Origin of the sequence: Ahrensia sp. 13_GOM-1096m, from assembly GCF_000620605.1 — a bacterium.
GTDB classification, from domain to species: Bacteria; Pseudomonadota; Alphaproteobacteria; order Rhizobiales; family Rhizobiaceae; genus Ahrensia; species Ahrensia kielensis.
On the sequence record NZ_JIAX01000015.1, the window covers coordinates 57,460 to 73,021 of the forward strand.

Here is a 15,562-nt window from a genome sequence, read left to right on the forward strand (position 1 = left end):
TTAAAGTCTTTCATATTTCATTCCCACGCTTTATAAACCCTCTAGTAGCTATAGGTTCAAGAGGTTTTTTAAATGTATTCAATTGGCGAACTCTCCAAACGGACAGGTGTAAAAATTCCAACTATCCGATATTATGAAGAAATGGGTTTGATTGACGCGCCAGAGCGTTCTGAGGGTAATCAACGCCGATATACGAAAGACGGGTTAAGCCGTCTGTCATTCATCCAGCACTCCCGTGATCTTGGCTTTTCCATTGAAGATATCAAAGACTTACTCAATTTGAGCCAACATCCTGAAAAGCCTTGCCATGATGCGCACAATATCGCCGTACAACATCTTGCGGATGTGCAGAAAAGGATTTCCAAACTAAAACGGCTGGAACGAGAGCTAAAGCGGCTGTCGAAATGCGGTGCGGGCAATATCGCCGATTGCGCTGTAATTGAAACGCTTGCTGATCATGGTCTTTGTGAGACTGAGCATTGATGACACGGCGAGTAGGCTCAGGTTGCCTCGCAGACCTCTAAAATGGTTTCGATATGGCAATGTTTGTTTGTATTGTTAGTCAGAATTCACATAACTGACGGCAGCGCATCTCAATCGGTGTGAAATAATATCGAAGTCTCGTTCACCTGCTGCAATAGCAGCGTCAACCATACCATGGCACATTGCAATGACATCCTGAGCAACGGTTTCTGCCTGAACAATTTTGTGGCGTTTCAACACGCCTAAGACAAGTTGAAACATATTTGATTTCAAAGCCTGCGTTTCCGCATCCATTGGAAGTTGTGCTTCTGCTTGCTCTAATATTTCCGTCAGTTCTGGTGTGCGCAGATGATGTTTAATGCTTGCATTCACCAATGCGCTAATCACTTCAGACAAATTATTTATGTCGGCAGATCGTTGAGCTGAAATCAAATCCGAAAGCATATATCTGCGCATATCACGAACCAATGCTGCCAAGATGGCCTCTTTTCCAGGAAAAAATTGATATAGCGATCTGACAGATACCCCGGCTCGCTGCGCAACGGCACAAGAGCCATTGATACGCTTCGGCTTTCTCCTGGCGAGCGCGCAGAGCTACTTGTTGATTTTGGCAACGGGAACTCCATGACAATGATCTCAGCAGGTGAAACAAACACCGGGCCAGGGGGCATGATGGGTGATGGCATGATGGGCGACGGTATGATGTCAAACATGGGCATCAACGGTCAGAGCTTTGATATGTCTCGTATGGATTTGAGCATCAAACTCGGCACAGTCGAAAAATGGATTGTTTCAACTTCAATGCTTGCTCATCCGTTTCATATTCATGGTGTCGCTTTTCAAGTGCTGAGCGAAAATAGTGGCAAGCCGAAACCAGAAAGCCTCGGTTGGAAAGATACCGTCATTGTGGACGGAGTCACCGAATTGCTAGTTAAGTTTGATATGCCGACAAGTCAGGAAAACCCATTCATCTATCATTGCCATATTCTTGAACACGAGGATCGAGGTATGATGGGTCAATTTACAGTGTCGTGATGCCGACTTCCGGTGAAAATCAAATTTGGTCATTAGCTTGTATTTTCCAACAACTATTTGCATCATCTAAACTGCTCATTTTATTGAACTTGAAAGCCATTTTAAAAAGTGGATCTGCGCAAAGTTCTAAACATTTATCTTATGCGACAAATCGAGAAAAAGACTTCAATGGTTCGTTAAGCTATTGTATATTATTTGTTAATGATGAAAAATTTCGCTCTCAGCAAATTATCTAGATTGTTCCTTGCGCTCGCATTGACGCTTGGAATGCTGATTTCTGCTGTAAGCGTTTCGGTCTCACATTTGCCCGTAAACGCAGAACTGGCCGAACAAACTAGACATGCTGAGTTGTCGGTTGAAGTCGGTGATCATGGCCATAGTCATGATGACGGTGAGATTGAAGAGCAGCGCGCTAGCCATGACCATGGCCACAACCCTGCGGATCATTCTCATGAAACGCCCCATCTTTTAGCAGATTTCTATTCAACTGGGCCAGAAACGGCTCGTATCCACTTCATCGAGATTCCACAATCAAATGAACTTGGTGCTTTGGCTAGACTAGATCGCCCTCCGAAATCTATTTCTTTAATCTGATCTCGGTTGCCATTGCAGTCAAAATATCTAACAGAGAAATAGGAAATAACATGCACAACTTACTTCGTGAGGGGTTGCCATTTAAGCAGTTCGCTTTGTGGCGGCTTCCTCTAGTTATATTGCTCGTTCTGGCCATTCTTCCGCTCATGGAACAAGTCGCTTGGGCCCACGCTGTCACAGAAGGTGACAAGGGCTACATTCAAGAAATCTCGGGTGTGAAATTCATTCCGTTCATGTATTTGGGAGCCAAGCACATGATTACGGGATATGACCACCTGCTGTTTTTGGCAGGGGTTATCTTCTTCCTCTATAGGATGAAGCATATCGGCATATACGTGACTTTGTTTGCTATCGGGCACTCAACGACGATGATCCTTGGTGTTTATTACAACATCACCATGAGCTCATATATTATTGATGCAATCATCGGCCTTTCGGTCGTCTATAAAGCCCTCGATAACATGGGCGCATATCAGCGTTGGTTTGGTTTCCAGCCCAATACCAAGGCTGCGACACTAATCTTTGGCCTGTTTCATGGCTTTGGCCTGGCGACCAAAGTGCAGGACTATGAAATCGCACAAGATGGCCTGCTCACAAACCTGATCGCCTTCAACATCGGTGTCGAGGTCGGGCAGCTTCTAGCTCTTGCAGCAATCCTGATTTCGATAACCTATTGGCGTCGGTCGGGCAGCTTTTGGAAACACGCTTACACAGCCAATGTCGTGATGATGACCGCGGGATTTATCCTCGTCGGCATGCACCTGACAGGCTTTTTTGCAGCTACTAATTCTTAAAAGGAATAACGATGTACAATTCAGATATACCAACCCGCGCCGAGCTGCCATCATCGCGCCAGCTTTTCAGATCAACAGTCATCGCATTTGCCGCGGCATTGGCAATTCTTGTCACTATCGTACTCCCGTCCGAGTATGCAGTCGATCCAACAGGCGTTGGCAAGATGCTTAACCTCAGAGAAATGGGAGAAATAAGACAGCAGCTTGCGGATGAAGCCGAGGCAGACCGTCAGGCCAACGCAAACACACCGGTCACTAATCTTGCTATCGGTGAACAGCGAATGGTCTCTATCGAACGCCAATTGACGGAAATCCGCCAACTCTTGGCTACGCGCCAAGATACAGCGACACAGGCTGCGATAGAGGAACAAATCGCCGTGTTGCCACAGGTGATCGCGCCTGAGCCAGTAGCTCCATCGGGCTGGCAAGACGATATATCTATCACGCTTCAGCCTGGCGAGGGTGTAGAATACAAACTCGTTATGGAGCAAGGCAAAACAGCTGAATTTGAGTGGACCGCAAATGGTGGTGTTCTTAACTTCGACACGCATGGAGATGGTGATGGCAACTCTATATCCTATGAGCGGGGCCGTGCAGTTCCGGAACAGTCAGGTACTCTTGAGGCTGCTTTCAGCGGTAACCATGGCTGGTTTTGGCGCAACCGAAGCGAAGAACCTGTAACACTCACATTGCGCACTAAGGGCAACTATGTGGAGCTCAAGCGAACAGCTTAGCTTTTTGTCCCTAGCACATCGGGATATGGTCTTATGAGAATGCCAGAACAACCCTCTACGAGCGCCTTTGATTGGTTTTCATGGGCGCTCAAGCTAGCGAGATATCATGATCGACGTTCTTAAACATCCAACATATGCACGCCTGTTTTCGGCGCAGATCATTGCCCTATTGGGGACTGGCCTTTTGACCGTAGCGCTCGGCCTGCTTGCATTCGATCTGGCAGGCGACAAAGCAGGAGCGGTACTGGGAACAGCATTCGCCATCAAAATGATTGCCTATGTCTGTCTTGCACCACTAGCCAACGCCGTTTCTGAAAAGCTCCCGCGTAAAGCAGTATTGATTGGCGCTGATTTAGTTCGAGCATCGGTTGCGTTATTCTTGCCGTTCATCGATGCCGTTTGGCAAATCTATGTGCTGATTTTTATTCTTCAGGCTGCATCGGCCACGTTCACTCCCGCATTTCAGGCGATCATTCCTGATATTTTGAAGGACGAGAAAGATTATACAAAAGCCCTGTCCCTATCGCGGTTAGCCTATGATCTTGAAAACTTGATTAGCCCTGCGCTGGCTGGCCTCTTGCTTACTTTTGTGAGTTATCATTGGCTCTTTGGCGGTACTATAATCGGCTTTATTGCTTCTGCAGCGCTTGTTTCTGCCGTGAGCATTCCATCTCTCTCAGAGAACAAAAAAGCCAGACCGTTTTTTGAGCGCCTTACCAGAGGGACGCGTATCTATTTAGCAACCCCACGTCTAAGAGGACTGCTTTGTCTAAATTTGGCGGCGGCCGCAGCGGGTGCCTTTATAATCGTGAACACCGTTGTGATCGTAATGTCTACCTATGGTAAAACGCAAACCGATGTCGCCTACGCACTCATGGCGTTTGGAGGTGGCTCAATGTTCACCGCGCTTTTGCTCCCCCAACTATTGGAGTTTATCTCAGACCGAACGGTAATGCTAACTGCTGGGCTTGCTCTGACCGTTCTCACCATTGGCCATGCGCTATACACTTCGATAAGTGGATTCCTACCATGGGGATTATTATTGACGACATGGGCACTGAGCGGAATGCTGTATGCAGCAATCCTGACACCTTCAGGCCGATTGCTTAGAAACTCTGCACACGCTGAAGATAGACCGTCAATCTTCTCGGCACAATTTGCGTTGTCCCATGCTTGCTGGCTTCTGACCTATCCAATCGCAGGATGGGCAGGTCAGGCATTTGGCCTACCCGTGGCAATGATGATTTTAGGACTTATTGCTTTGGTGGGGTCAATTACCGCGTTTTTCATCTGGCCATCCACGGACACCAAAGAGCTCGTTCATGACCATAGCGATCTTCCGCCTGATCATCCACATTTGCGCGAATTTCGAACCGATGGAAAACCTCATCGCCATCTATTCGTAATTGACGACGAACATCGCGCATGGCCTACTCACGGGTGATCGCTGCAAAAGCCTTCTTTTCCCTTGCCGCCACAGAATACGGTGATATTCCTGACCGCCGATTGTGACTGCGTTTTTATTGAGAGGTTCAAGTTCCAATCATTTAAGAAAATAAACCATGCGGCGACTGCTTTCTCCTTCGAGGCTTGTCTGTCTTCCACTTGCTGTCATGTTTTAAGACGAACTTTATAGCCCAATCCTCTTTATTCGAATTCCAAGTTTTCGCGCCTTATCGACCAAGTTCTCTGTGATACCAGTGCCAGGGGTTGCGATAAGACCTTGAGGTATTGTTTCCAGCAATTTGTCATTGCGTTTGAACGGTGCCGATTTTCCATTAATTTTCCAGTCTGGCTTGAAGACAACTTGCGTAACGTTTCGTGTGACGGCCCATTTAGCTGCAATGAGTTCTGCTCCTTTTGGCGTTCCACCATGCAGTAGGATCATGTCTGAATACTTCTCTTTGGTTGCATCAAGTACCGACCAAATTGCTTCATGATCTTGGAAATCTCCGCCGGAGAATGCGATCCGCGTTCCCTCCGGACATAGCGTTTCAGTTTCTTTGCGGCGTTTTGCCTTCAGATATGATTTGCTATCCACGACAGATGCTGTGAGACCACGGTGTGAAACCTTCGAACCTGTTCTTGGCAACCAGACTGAACCAGTCTGTGCGCTGAATTGCTGGGCTGCCAGATCCCGCATTTCTTCGTAGGCACAAGAGTGTTCCCACAGTTTGGTTGCGATGGATTGCAGTCGCTCAAGCTCACCTGATTTCACTTCGGAACCATCTTGCGCATCAATCATGTCGCGTAATTCCAACTCATTGTCATCGAACCGTTTTTTCAGATGGGTTTGTCTGCGATGGAATATGTTGGTGAGTGACCAGAGCATTTCTTCCAGATCATCTTCAAGCTGGCTTTCAGACAACAGGCTTAGAATTGTGTCGAAGAGGGTACTAATCGCGAGTTCGCTTTGATCAAATTGCGGAAGCGGGCGGTGATCGGTTTCGCCTTCTTCTGGTTTGGCTCCATGAAGCGCTAAATGATCTAGGATCTGAGCGGTTTGGCTTATTTGTGAGTTATGCGTTTGTGACTGCATGATCTGAAGTTCCTGTCTCTGACCTATTCCGATTTGGATGAGGCGATAAAGAACCTGTGGCGAACGGTCTGCATCTGAAGGATCGTAGCGAAGCGAAGAATGGTAGGAATGCAGAAAATTGCTGCGCGAGGAATAGCCGCATTCGGCTAGGGGAATTTTGTGAAGTGCTGCCATTGCAAACCGGGTGAGGCGGCCCCTGCCACCGACCCATGGGTTCATCGCCTTGTGAAATCCAAACGGAATGGGTCAGGGGCTTTGGAACTGCCGATGCTGTCACAAACATTCATACGACAGCTAACTCGTTCAGGCTTCTGCTTGTTCCTTCATGGAATTTTGCAAATACAGGCGTAGACGTTCGACACCATAGTCCACCAGATCTTTGTTGAAATCATCTAGCTTTGGCACAAGATCACCACACCAAATGCCCAAGTGTTCAGCTCGTTTTCGTAATCTGGCGGATGCTTCTTCGCCTGCCTTATCGTTATCGCGGGCGATCCAAAGGCGCTTGATCGATTTTGGCGGAATGAACATCCCCAGATGATTGGCCGTTAGGCAAGAGACGACATCTGAGTCTGGCAAGGCGGTTCCAACAGAGAGGATATTTTCTAATCCTTCTCCTGCGATCAAATCTTGCCGATAGGCCCCTTTACCGAAGCGAATGGCATTGCCATGGAGCTGGCCAAGAATGCGTTTGGGGCTTTCCATATCTGCAACACGCTTGGTTTGCGGATTTAGGAATGTGCGGGCAACACCTGTGATGATGCCATTATTGTCCGTGATTTTTCCGAGCAGGGCCGGGCGTTTTTCAAGCTCAGCATCCTCGTCATTTCCAACACGAACAAAAACGGAAGGATGATATCGCAATGCTGGACCAAACCGATTGATGCCCCTATTGAGCAGATATGCGGACGCCAATGTTCTAAAAGTAGGCTTGCCATATTCAAACAATTTACGCGCCTGGGCGATGCGTTTGTTTGATGCTTCAGCTGGACTTTGTGTTGTGGCCCGATTTGGTTCCGATGGTGTTTCGCCCAAAAATGAACGGGCTTCTTGAATAGTATCAGCAAAGCGTGATGATCCAAGATTTTCGTGTAAGAGGTCTAGTAGATCGCCGAATTCACCGCTTGCATAATCCGTCCAGTTGCCGGCTTTGCGCCCCGCATTGTCCTGCAAGCGAACCGCTAGACTTTGGCCGGAAGCACCACTGGTATCACCGATCTGCCAATAGTTTCCTTGTTTACGTCCATCTGGGAAATAGTGCTGGCAAAAGGCTTCCGCGCGATTTGCCAGATCGCGCGATAGATCACCAAGATCGGTTTTTTGGAATGTTGTTTGCTCATTCATGCGGCTGCACCCGTTGTCTGATTTCCAACAGGATGTTTTTCGAGAATACGGGCGAGCGGTTCGTGATCATTCAAAGGAACAAACAAGCGCGTTTTCCATTGGATCATTTCTGTAAAGCAGCCCATGGTTTTGAACTCCGCAAGAACTGATGAGTTTGCATACACCAATTCCAATCGAGGTTGCCCCATAACCAAAGATCTACGCAACGAACTTCCACTTATGAGGGTTAAGCTGTTTCGTTGGTCCATGACGGCTTTGACGACATCGGATGGTTCCATCTTGAATTCGCAATCGAGGCCAAGCCGCGTATAGACATTGATCAGCTGATCTTGCGTGACGAGGCGGCCGATGGCGCGTTCTTTAGTACGAGCTTTGGTTCCAGCGCCAACTTCCGCTTCCAACCGATAGATGCGCATATTATCCGCGGGGAGTTTGTCCCAAATCGGCAGAAGCAATCCACAAATGAGCGTGATCTGAGATGTTGTAAATTCAGGAACATCATCAACTTCTTGTTGCCAGAGCGCCTCAAACAACTTGTCATCGACTTCTTCCCAATTGGATTTGAGAAACTCGGTCAGTTCGAACAATTCGTTTGCCATGGGTCGCAACAGTTCAACACGCAAAATTGGTTGACCGTCTTCATCCATGAAGGCTGGCGCCTTGGTCATCAGCGCTGCCCGTTTAGACGTCTTGTTCCAATAAAGGGCCACATCCTTCCCGCCCCCACAGTAGTTTTTGACCTTCTCCAAACTCAAAGGATGATTGCGATCAGTGCGCTCGACAGTCAGCGCTGTGGCGCTTGCACCGGTGCTTGGATGCTCAAAGATCACCTTGCGTTCGATGATTTCGAATTTTTCTGCCCGCAAAGTCTCCAAGCCAATATCGAGCGTTCCGGCTTTGCGCGCGTCGTCGATGATGGCTTCGAGGAACATTCCAAAGGCTTCAAAGATGGCGTCTTGCATTGAAATTGTCAGAGCCAGACACCGATTGAGGAACTGCTGAATGGGCGGCAGGTTTTCTTTCATGCACCCATCAGCATCATCCAGCGTAAGACCGGTCATGTCTTGGAATTTGTTATAGGAACAGGCACCAACTTTACCAGCTCTCAATTGATAGAAGAACTGTCTAAGGGCTTTGCGCGCATAAGCACTTTCAAGATTGTCTTCTGCGCGAAACATGTTCTGTCCGCCCGTCTCACGCTGGCCTTTGGTTATTGCGCCCAGCGTATCGAGACGGCGCGCAATCGTTGAAAGAAAGCGCTTCTCGCCTTTGACGTTGGTGGCGCAGGGGCGAAAGAGTGGCGGTTGCGCTTGGTTGGTTCTGTTGGTGCGTCCAAGACCTTGGATGGCATTGTCAGCCTTCCAGCCTGGTTCCAGCAAATAATGAACGCGGAGCCTTTGGTTCTTTGCGCCTAAATCAGCGTGGTATGATCGCCCCGTTCCACCTGCATCAGAGAAGATCAGAATGCGTTTGTTGTCAGCCATGAAGCTTTGGGTTTCTCCAAGATTGGAGGAAGCTGGTCTGTTCTCGACTTTCAATCGGTTGTCTTGTGTCTTGATGATGCGGCGCTTGCGACCTGTTACTTCTGCGACGGTATCTGTTGAGAAATGCCAAAGGATTTGATCGAGAGCGCCCTGCACTGGGGCAAGGGAACCCAGTTTCTCCAAGAGTTCATCACGTCGGCGTTCAGCTTCGCGGCAGATGATAAGATTGCCCATCTCATCGCATGCAGGTCGTGACCGCAGATCGCCATTTTCATCTGTAAACGGCTCAAACAGCTGAGTTGGAAATGAGTGGGTGAGGTAATCCATGACATATTCGCGCGGCGTGATATCGACATGAAGGTCGTGCCATTCTGATGCTGGGATTTCAGCAAGGCGGCGCTCCATCAAAGCCTCACTGGTCGAGACGACTTGAACGACTGCAGAATGCCCAGCTGCCAGATCATCTTCGATTGCCTTGATAATCGTCGGACATTTCATGGCCGTGATGAGGTGATTAAAGAACCGCTGTTTGTTACTTTCAAAAGCTGACCTTGCTGCTGATTTGGCTTGTGGGTTCAGCGTACCGGTTTCAGACGAAATGCCGGATGCTTTCAGCGCTGCTTCCAGATTGTTGTGAATGACCTGAAACGCCTCGGCGTAGCTGTCATAGATTTCAACCTGCGCAGGATTTAGCTCATGGACGAGCATTTCATATTCAACGCCAGCATAGGAGAGCGAGCGGGCAAGGTAGAGGCCCAGAGCTTTTAGATCGCGGGAGATCATTTCCATGGCCGCAATTCCGCCAGCCTCCATGGACGAGACGAATTCGGCCCGTGTCGCAAATGGGAAGTCCCCGGTCGACCACAGGCCGAGACGGGATGCATAGGCAAGATTGCCGACCACTGTAGCGCCTGTTGCAGAAACATAGACAACACGCGCGTCTGGTACTTTGTTTTGAAGCGCTAAACCTGCGATGCCTTGTTGTGATGCTTTCTTATCGCCCCGATCTGACTTTTCACCAGCAGCATTGGCCATTGCATGGCCTTCATCGAAGGCGATCACGCCATCGAAATCTTCACCCAGCCAATCAACGACTTGAGACAGGCGCGACGCTTTGACCACACCGTCGTGCTGACGTTCCGCCGAGCGTAGTGTGGCATAAGTCACAAAAAGAATGCCTTCTTTGAGTTTGATGTCCGAGCCTTGCCTGAACTTGGCGAGTGGAACGATGTCACTTTCACGGCCACCCAAAGCCATCCAATCGCGCACTGCATCTTCAAGAAGCTTGTCTGATTTGGATATCCAAACGGCGCGTTTGCGACCGTTCATCCAATTATCAAGAATGATACCGGCGACCTGTCTGCCTTTGCCGCAGCCTGTACCATCACCCAAAAACCACCCCTTTCGGAGTTGAAACGTGGCTTCATCATCTTCACGCGCCGCAATCAGCTGACCCTCAATCTCCCCATGTTTGAAACGACCTTTGAGATGGGTGGCATGGGCATCGCCGGCATAGATGACGCTTTCCAATTGGGGACCGGAAAGTACGCCATCATCGATGATGGATTGCGGTAGAACCGGTCGGTGCTTTGGAAGAGGCGGCGCAACGGACGCCATGGCAGCGGATTGGACGAGGGCCGTTGGATGTTGTGATGCGCCCTCGATTGAGAAGGCTTGTAGTTGATAGTCTTCATAGACGGCATCGGTCATGGAACCTGCCGGACCGGTCCAGACCTTTGGTAAATAATCCAGGGTAATTGTTTCAGCGCTGTCGAATGGATGTTTTGCCCTTTCGGCTGCCAGCGCTTGGGTTTCTTTACGAGCAGCATCACGAATAGAAAGAACAGATGGTTTTGCGACCTGATGGGATGAGGCAGATTTGACACCGTTCGAAACAATTCGTTTGGGGCAATGAGCGCAGACAGCCTCGAGCAAGTCTTCCGCCGTATCACAGATCGGCAGGAAAGCTTCTGGATTGATCGATGAACCAGGATCCCCCTGTTTGCGCTTATCGATTACAGTAAGACGCGTATCGATTGTAGTCCCATGTTTGGCAAAGACTTTGCCTGCAATCGGAGCTGAGAAGACAATGTTCGAAGTCTCCGCGATGCGCTCGAATGTCTGCATGAATGACTTGGTTGATGGATTGAACCCGGCGCCGCTTATCAAGACCATGCGTCCGCCTTCGGCCAAACGCGACAATGCAGATAGAACATGCTGGCTGGTTGCTTGCTTGAAACGTCCATCCACATTTGGTGCTGCTGAGAAGGGAGGGTTCATCAAGATGATGGAGGGCCGAATGGAGCGATCCAGTCGGTCATCAATATTGGCAGCGTCATGGCTGCTGCTAGATGCGTTTGGAAATAGATTCGCCAGAATGTCACTTCGGGTTTCGGCAAACTCATTGAGGGCAAGTTTAGCGCCTGCGATTTGGCCGAAAATGGCCAACATGCCCGTACCGGCCGATGGCTCTAAAATCAGATCTGATGATTGAATGTCGGCAGCTTCAGCAGCGATGGCTGACAGGGGAAGGGGCGTCGAGAATTGTTGAAGTTTCTGGCTGTCTTCTGAGCGCTTTGTGTGCGTGGGCGCGAGCGCTGCGAGTTTCTGGATCATAGTCAGAAATGCCGAAGCTGTTCCTGCTTGGCGCTTCATGGCCGGTCCGTATCGAGCCAACATCATGACTTTCGCTATTTCAACGGCCTCATAGGCATCTTTCCAAACCCAAGCCCCTTCGGTATCGGATGCGCCAAAGGCATCTTCCATGGAGGCTCGCAAGAGCTTGGCATCAAATGGCTTGCCGGTCTCAAGGATCGGCAGCAGCAGTTCTGCCGCTGATATCAGACAGTCTGCGTCTGATGGTCTTTCAAACCTCAAAGGGCTTTCATTTGAATTTGCGTCCTTGTCGATTTGGGCACCGACCGGCAGCATTGTTGGTAGGGGACGAGCGTTCATGGCGTTTCTCCTTAGGTTCAGGTTTCAACCCGCCCGCAGAGCACTCTGCTCTCACTTCAGGAGGGTTCACCCCTCCCATTCTTCCTCTTGCTCTTTCTTCTTGGATTGGTGATCACATCAGATCTGTTCGGTTGATATTTTGCCTAGGCTGCCACAACATTTCGCGCTTCTTCCAAACAGTAGGTTTGATAGTCGCCAAGGAACCCCCAGCAACTATCGATAGGCTCTCCATCTTTTTCGATGGTGTAGCCATACACATTGCCGCAAAGATAATCGTGATATGTGGAGACTTCAGATCGAAATTGATCTGCAATTTTCTCGCGCAAGGAAGATGAGACGCGGGCGACATTGTGCTCTTCACGAATTTTCGCCAAAGTTGCGTAAATGAACCCAACCTGACCACTGTCCCACGGACAATGAAAGCCTGTCGTGTTCATGGCGAGACCTGAATGGTCATAGAGATAGAGCGGCAAAATAACTGCCATTTTCTCGGCTTTGACCAGAAGCGCGTCGACATTGTGGGGCACCTCGTCATCGAGGTCTAAGAGGTCCAGAAGAAATGCGCGCCCACCTTGGAAAGAATGATCATCACCCAGATTGTAGCGCGAATGTCCGCAAACCATTGTGCCAAGATTATCCCATGAACGGGGACTTTCTGGATCCGGGTCATGATGGATTTTAATCAGATGGCCTTTGTGTATTTCTTCGTAAACTGGATCGTACATAAAATTTTGTCCTTTGCTGATACGCAAAAAACCCGCTGGATTTCTCCAACGGATTTCTTTGCAAATGGTTATTGAGATTATATTGCGGACGCTGTGCCGAGTGGCTTTTCTTGCAAGTTGAAATAGAGTGCGGAGGTTGCGCGCTTGAAGCCGGGAGGCTTGCGCGGTGCCAAGCATTTAACGAATGCGCTGCATCCCTCACCATGGTCATTGGCAAATTGCGCGACCTGACAAATTAGATCTTCCATACCGGCCGCTGTGATGGTTTTCTCAGGATAAGTGCCGCCGAAAATATCGACGGTAGTCGTCACAAATCCACCTTCGCGGTGTGCGGGATGTAGGGTGACTTTATAATCAACTGGTTTTGCCATTTTAGTTCTCCGTAACGAGCCAGCTGAAGATGTTCGGCTGTAGGAACTCGTCAGAGGGAAAGGACCGCCCTCAGAAGAGAGCGATCCGATGTGTCATCTAATTGGGATGCTATGCAGCGTCTTCCGTTGCCAGAAAGGCTGGCAGGTCTTCGTTGCTGTCTGCAGACTGATTTGTAGCAGTCTTGCCCGTATCATCATCGCTGACAGCTTCACCGTAATAGGCTTGTTCGAACGCCATTCCGTCTGGCAGCCAACGCGTCGTTTTGCCGGCTGTGGCAGCATCAAAACCCTCGGCTTCGCCTGCGTTTTCTGCAAAAGCGCGCTCCATCGCTGTTGCAAGATCGCCTTTGCGTTCCCGGTTGCGATCTTCAGCGAACTCATCCCCGATAAGTTCTTTGGAGACTTTGACAGCATGCGCTTTGTTGACCCGGCTCCAATATTTGGATGCTGTCGGTCTCCAACAGGCGGCGACATCCACATCGAGGCGTGTTCCGATTTCCTCAATGGCCTTTGACGGATGATTGTCTGATGCCATCTGGGCTTTGAGCGCATGCGCTGTTGCCCATGCAAAGAGCGCTTGTTTGTCATCCATGGGTAAGGCTGACATCACTTGGAAGTCATCTGGTGCGTGTAGCTTCATCCAATCGGTGACCAGATCATTTTTCAATGCCTCCAGCATTTTTTCTGCAACACTGTCGGCGACCAATTCATCGCGGTTGCTGGCATAATAGGGACGGATAGAAATATCGAGGATATCCCGACCATGAGGCCCGTGCAGCGCTCGCTGGCATAAAGTGTAGAGCATCGCGTCATAGGCAACATCATGGTCAGCGGCCAGATGAGCCTGAAGAATGTGATGACGCGTGGTGCGCAGATCATCGGCCAGGCTGGCAGATATTCCTTCTGCTTTGCGCAAGGCCGCAGCAGGGTCTGAAACTGGCACGGGTGTGGACGATGTCGGCGCCGTCACCTGCGGCGCAGCTTGTGGAGATCCTTCACCTTCCCCATGATGGTCTGCTTCTGGAGCAGGTGCTGGAATGTCTTCGGGACGCACGAGGCCCTTCTCAACATTGAGTTCGCCGCGATGATCAAGCGAAATGACAACGCCGGCTATGGCGCGGTCTTCTGGCCGGTAAGGGCGGGCGTTTTCGATCTCAGTCTCAATCTGCGTGATCCGCGGATCGATCGCATAATATTCTTTGCGTTGTTCTTGTGTCCAATCTCCGTCCTCGCTGATTTCATAGAGTTCGTCTTGGCGGGCATTGAGGGTTTCGATCTCCTTTGCCAATTTTGGATCCGGCTCGCATTCTTCTGGTTCAATGCGACCAAAGGAACGAAAGGAACCGTGCTCAAGCTCCAGATGAACATCGACCCATTTCCAATCTCCGACATAGGCCGTTGAAGCTTCTTGGAGTTTCTCGATTGCCAATCGTTCCAGCAGCTCGGGGTTTTCCAGATGGGTGTTGTCGCTCTCGCTGAAAAGATCGGTTATGACTGAGCCACCTGCTTTTTCATAGGCTTCAACGCCGACGAAGCGCCCTAGTTTGGAGGCGGCCGAATAGCCTGTTTCAGTGAGAAGGCGTTTGATAGAATGCGGATGTATGGAATAGCCTTCTTTGACAGCATTCCAGACGGTTATTTGACGATCGTGATTATCGGAGAGAGTGAACGCCATGACAGATTCGAGTGTGAGTTCGTCCTCGCGAAATTGATCCAAAATTTCCGGTGCAACGCGCGCAAGCTTTAAGCGCCGGCGCACGAGATCGACTGAGACACCAAACTTAATTGCGATTTCATCTTCGCTGCGCCCTTCGATGATCATTTGATTGAACGCTTCAAATTGATCTGCAGGATGCATGGCAGCGCGTTGGATGTTTTCGATCGTTGAGGTGAGGGTGGCCTCTTGCTCATCTTCGATCAGACAATTGATCATCTGATCTTTTGCGATTTTGCCTTCAGCAGCCAGTTCCTGCAGGGCTTTGAGACGACGGCCGCCAGCATCGATCAGAAAACCACCCTCGCCATCTTCATATCCGGCAAGGTTTTGTTTGACGCCGTTCTCAAAGATGGATGCTTTGAGCTCTGCATCATCGGTTTCGCTTGGTTTGACTTTGCGCACGTTTTTCGGGCTGAGCGCCAATTTGTTGAGCGGGATTTGGATGACCTGCGATGAGACTGATTTCAGATCATTTGTGGCCTTGCTTGCAGTTTGCTCCGCAAGTTGTTGCTTCTTGTTTCTGGCAGGAGTTGAAGGTTTGGATTTTGGGTTAGCCATGGTTTTGGCCCTTTCGGTTGGACCGGACCCGGATCAGACTCTCTCTAATCCTTCAAAGCCCGGCACCCGGGCTCCCTTTTCTCTTCCTCTATTTTTTCACCGCCAGCTGCCATTTGAACCTCATCGGCTGATGACCTGTTCTGTGGCTTCGAATTGTCTGCGTATTGTATGTTGTTTCCAATTTTGCTCCTGCGCAAAGGATTGTTTCCCTTCATGGGCAAAGACTGGG

The 15,562-nt window shown here is 49.6% G+C and carries 13 protein-coding genes and 1 pseudogene; 6 read left to right on the forward strand and 8 right to left on the reverse strand.

Going from position 1 to position 15,562, the window contains the following annotated elements; translation table 11 throughout:
* The first annotated feature begins 72 nt into the window (after window positions 1-72).
* On the forward strand, window positions 73-483 hold the full coding sequence (locus N530_RS0113550; RefSeq protein ID WP_026481130.1) for a helix-turn-helix domain-containing protein: 411 nt from the start codon (window positions 73-75) through the stop codon (window positions 481-483).
* 75 nt (window positions 484-558) lie between these two features.
* Here the strand turns inward: N530_RS0113550 and N530_RS0113555 are convergent, their stop codons facing one another.
* Together N530_RS0113555 and N530_RS19545 are read right to left on the reverse strand one after the other, a co-directional pair.
* Window positions 559-960 (reverse strand): hypothetical protein, encoded by a 402-nt coding sequence (locus N530_RS0113555; protein ID WP_026481131.1) that lies wholly within the window; start codon window positions 958-960, stop codon window positions 559-561.
* A pseudogene (locus tag N530_RS19545) lies at window positions 961-1,044 on the reverse strand (TetR family transcriptional regulator); the annotation flags it as partial.
* A 69-nt stretch (window positions 1,045-1,113) separates the two neighbouring features.
* On the opposite strand from N530_RS19545, the gene N530_RS0113560 reads away from it, so the two are divergent.
* From N530_RS0113560 to N530_RS0113585, 5 genes are all read left to right on the forward strand, one after another.
* Window positions 1,114-1,518: a multicopper oxidase domain-containing protein gene (locus N530_RS0113560; protein ID WP_247869205.1), complete on the forward strand. Its 405-nt coding sequence runs from the start codon at window positions 1,114-1,116 to the stop codon at window positions 1,516-1,518.
* Between the two features lie 201 nt (window positions 1,519-1,719).
* On the forward strand, window positions 1,720-2,112 hold the full coding sequence (locus N530_RS18200; protein ID WP_155852008.1) for a hypothetical protein: 393 nt from the start codon (window positions 1,720-1,722) through the stop codon (window positions 2,110-2,112).
* 50 nt (window positions 2,113-2,162) lie between these two features.
* The gene (locus tag N530_RS0113575; RefSeq protein WP_035267191.1) at window positions 2,163-2,906 is read left to right on the forward strand and encodes a HupE/UreJ family protein; all 744 of its coding nucleotides are present in this window, start codon (window positions 2,163-2,165) and stop codon (window positions 2,904-2,906) included.
* 11 nt (window positions 2,907-2,917) lie between these two features.
* On the forward strand, window positions 2,918-3,640 hold the full coding sequence (locus N530_RS0113580; RefSeq protein WP_026481135.1) for a hypothetical protein: 723 nt from the start codon (window positions 2,918-2,920) through the stop codon (window positions 3,638-3,640).
* Between the two features lie 106 nt (window positions 3,641-3,746).
* Window positions 3,747-5,084: an MFS transporter gene (locus N530_RS0113585; RefSeq protein ID WP_026481136.1), complete on the forward strand. Its 1,338-nt coding sequence runs from the start codon at window positions 3,747-3,749 to the stop codon at window positions 5,082-5,084.
* Between the two features lie 186 nt (window positions 5,085-5,270).
* Here the strand turns inward: N530_RS0113585 and N530_RS0113590 are convergent, their stop codons facing one another.
* The 6 genes from N530_RS0113590 to N530_RS0113615 all read right to left on the reverse strand — a co-directional run bounded on the left by N530_RS0113590 (window position 5,271) and on the right by N530_RS0113615 (window position 15,333).
* On the reverse strand, window positions 5,271-6,179 hold the full coding sequence (locus N530_RS0113590; RefSeq protein WP_051540980.1) for a DUF2493 domain-containing protein: 909 nt from the start codon (window positions 6,177-6,179) through the stop codon (window positions 5,271-5,273).
* Between the two features lie 303 nt (window positions 6,180-6,482).
* Window positions 6,483-7,523, reverse strand: coding sequence for a toprim domain-containing protein (locus N530_RS0113595; protein ID WP_026481138.1), 1,041 nt, complete (start codon window positions 7,521-7,523; stop codon window positions 6,483-6,485).
* The gene (locus N530_RS0113600; protein WP_081773978.1) at window positions 7,520-11,962 is read right to left on the reverse strand and encodes a strawberry notch-like NTP hydrolase domain-containing protein; all 4,443 of its coding nucleotides are present in this window, start codon (window positions 11,960-11,962) and stop codon (window positions 7,520-7,522) included. The genes N530_RS0113595 and N530_RS0113600 overlap by 4 nt, the downstream gene beginning before the upstream one ends.
* Before the next feature lie 143 nt (window positions 11,963-12,105).
* Complete coding sequence (locus N530_RS18205; protein ID WP_051540965.1) at window positions 12,106-12,687, reverse strand: hypothetical protein; 582 nt, start codon at window positions 12,685-12,687, stop codon at window positions 12,106-12,108.
* A gap of 77 nt (window positions 12,688-12,764) precedes the next feature.
* Window positions 12,765-13,058, reverse strand: coding sequence for a hypothetical protein (locus N530_RS0113610; protein WP_026481140.1), 294 nt, complete (start codon window positions 13,056-13,058; stop codon window positions 12,765-12,767).
* 109 nt (window positions 13,059-13,167) lie between these two features.
* Window positions 13,168-15,333: a ParB/RepB/Spo0J family partition protein gene (locus N530_RS0113615; RefSeq protein WP_026481141.1), complete on the reverse strand. Its 2,166-nt coding sequence runs from the start codon at window positions 15,331-15,333 to the stop codon at window positions 13,168-13,170.
* Window positions 15,334-15,562: the final 229 nt, after the last annotated feature.